The 2,605-nt window shown below is 67.0% G+C and carries 3 protein-coding genes; all 3 read left to right on the forward strand.

The window, feature by feature from the left end; all coding sequences use genetic code 11:
• On the forward strand, positions 1 to 821 hold an 821-nt coding region (locus R1101_RS27905; protein WP_016935209.1), incomplete at its 5' end, for an NAD(P)H-dependent flavin oxidoreductase.
• 19 nt (positions 822 to 840) lie between these two features.
• A complete protein-coding gene (locus R1101_RS0120835) occupies positions 841 to 1,425 on the forward strand; it encodes a PadR family transcriptional regulator (RefSeq protein WP_016935210.1) in 585 nt (194 codons plus the stop codon).
• Between the two features lie 112 nt (positions 1,426 to 1,537).
• Positions 1,538 to 2,308 (forward strand): 8-oxoguanine DNA glycosylase OGG fold protein, encoded by a 771-nt coding sequence (locus R1101_RS0120840; RefSeq protein WP_016935211.1) that lies wholly within the window; start codon positions 1,538 to 1,540, stop codon positions 2,306 to 2,308.
• Positions 2,309 to 2,605 lie beyond the last annotated feature (297 nt).

The raw sequence follows: 2,605 nt of genomic DNA on the forward strand, positions 1-2,605 counted from the left end.
ACCAGATCACCGAGAGCAACGCCGACTATGCCGCACGCCACCCCGAGCAGTACGTCGCGCCGTTCGCCGTCAACCAGATCGTGCACCGCTCCAACGAGCGGCTCGAGCAGGACCTCGAGGTCATCGTCGAGCACCGGGTGCCGATCGTGATCACCTCCTTGGGGGCGCGAGAAGAGGTCAACGAGGCCGTCCATTCCTATGGAGGCATCGTTCTCCACGATGTGATCTCCAACGAATTCGCTCGTAAGGCGATCGACAAGGGTGCGGACGGAATCGTCGCCGTCGCCGCGGGAGCAGGAGGACATGCCGGCGTGCAATCACCGTTCGCCTTGCTCCAGGAGATCCGCCGGTGGTTCGACGGCCCACTGCTGCTGTCGGGATCCATCGCGCACGGCCGCTCCATCCTCGCCGCCCAGGCCGCCGGCGCCGACCTCGCGTACGCCGGCACCGCCTTTCTCGCCACCGAGGAAGCCCGCAATGCCGCCGATTACAAGAATATGATCGTCGACAGCACCGCCAAGGACATCGTCTACAGCAACCTGTTCACCGGGGTGCACGGCAACTACCTGCGAGGCAGCATCGTCGCCGCCGGCCTCGACCCCGACAACCTCCCCGAATCCGATCCGTCCGCCATGAACTTCGGCTCCGGCGGCGGCACCGACGCCAAGGCCTGGCGCGACATCTGGGGAGCCGGCCAGGGCCTCGGCGCGATCGAATCCGTCGTCACCGTCCGCGAACTCGTCCAACGACTCCGGGACGAGTACGAGCAGGCGTGGGGGTCCCTCGAACGACGCCGAGTCGTCATGATCGACGCCGGATAACGTGACCTAGGCTGACCCGATGTCACTCAGGTTCGCCATCCTCACCGCACTGGTCGAGCGCGACAGCACCGGACTGGAACTCGCTCGCCGCTTCGACCGGTCGATCGGTTACTTCTGGCCGGCGACCCACCAGCAGATCTACCGCGAACTGGACCGGATGCGCACCGCCGACCTGATCCGCGAAGTCCCTGCGGACGGCAAACCCGGCCGAGGCCAGCCCCGGCGTTTCACCATCACACCCGACGGCCGCCGGCTGCTGCGCGGCTGGATCGCCGAGATCGAGGATCCGGACGTAGTTCGGTCCGGCATCTCCGTCCGTCTGCGCGCCGCCGCGGCCCTCGCCGATCCCGTCTCAGCGCGCCCGGCCTTGGAACATCAACGCGCGTATCGGACGGCGATGCTCGAGCAGTATCGAGCCATCGAGCAACGCGACTTCGCCGAACTTCGGGGCGACGCGCGACGTACCCTGCAACACCGCGTGCTGCGCCTCGGCATCGTCCTGGAGGAGACCTGGCTGGCCTGGCTGGACGAGACGCTCGATACGATCCACCGACTCGACACGGCACCGGATACTTCGGACGACCGGAGCGGAACACTGCCGTAGGCCGATCTACGGTAGGCGATGAGCTCAGAAGTGCTGTCACCAGGGGGGAACAGGTGTCCCACGCACGTGTCCTGCCCCGGAGTCGCCCACCGTTCGTGGCAAGGTCGACAGAATGCATCCGTACGACCAGGGGTTCGAGCCTCCGCAAGCGTGTTCGGAGTGGTGCCGGGCGCGCTCGTTCGACCTGCAGGTGCTCGACGAGGGCGTCACCGTCGACCTGAAGTGGTGGAACGGCCATCTCGAGCGTGCCGGGCACGAGATCCGCCTCCGCGGTCGGAATCTCGACGGACGGATCATCGATGACGGTGAGGCGATCGTCCAGCGCAACGACCTCCGTTCGGGTAGCGAACTGATCGACGCCGACCACGCCGGACTGGGTTTGCTGTTCCTGTGCGCGGCCTGGCGTAGTGCCCACCCGAGACGACGCGGCGCCAGACGCTTTCCCGATGTCCGCGACGCACACGCTCCGAAGGACCGGGACAGGTTCGCCAGGATCAAGGGAGTCCTCGACTACTGCGCAAAGACCAAGTCGCTGCCCGAGACTGCTCGGCAGACCTGGTCCGGATGGCCGGACACCCCCGGGGTCGGCGTGCCGCTACTGGCGACCTATCTGTGGGCGGTCGAGGTCCGGACCGAGGCAGGGCCGGCGCAACTTCTCGATCAGCACGCGGTGTCGACGCTCATCCACGAAGGGTGGCTCGAGGATCCCTCGGTCGCCGACTTCACCTTGCGGCGCTACCACCGGTACGTCGAACTACTCGACATGTGGGCGTCGTTGATCACCACGCGCCCGGAGATGGTGGAGATGTGGCTCGTCGACCGCTGGCACGCCCGGATCCGTGAAGCCCGGGACGGGTCGCACGCGACGCCGCGATTGTTCTGACACCGCTCGGTTGTCGACGCGAGGCCGCACGAATCACGCCGTCGAGGTCGTCTTCCGCGTCTGATCTCGGCGGCAACGCCACGGCTCCGAGGAGCACACCACCTCGCGTTCGTGCCCTCGACATGCTGGTTGCGCTGCCGGGAAGGCGTCATGATGGAGGAGTGACGCCCGCGTCGCCCGGAGCCTTCGCGCTCCTCGCCCGGATCCGTACTCGGGATCCGGAATCGCTGTGCGCCAGTTCTGTTCACGCGATCACTCGGACGCCCTTCCGTCGCGACGGAAGGGCGCAGCGGTGAC

This window comes from Rhodococcus sp. R1101 (genome assembly GCF_000278445.1).
Taxonomy (GTDB): Bacteria; Actinomycetota; Actinomycetes; order Mycobacteriales; family Mycobacteriaceae; genus Rhodococcus; species Rhodococcus gordoniae.

Excerpts from the sequence above, each read along its gene's own strand:
- R1101_RS0120835 (WP_016935210.1), top strand. The coding sequence starts at position 841 with ATGTCACTCAGGTTCGCCATCCTCACCGCACTGGTCGAGCGCGACAGC.
- R1101_RS0120840 (WP_016935211.1), top strand. The coding sequence starts at position 1,538 with ATGCATCCGTACGACCAGGGGTTCGAGCCTCCGCAAGCGTGTTCGGAG.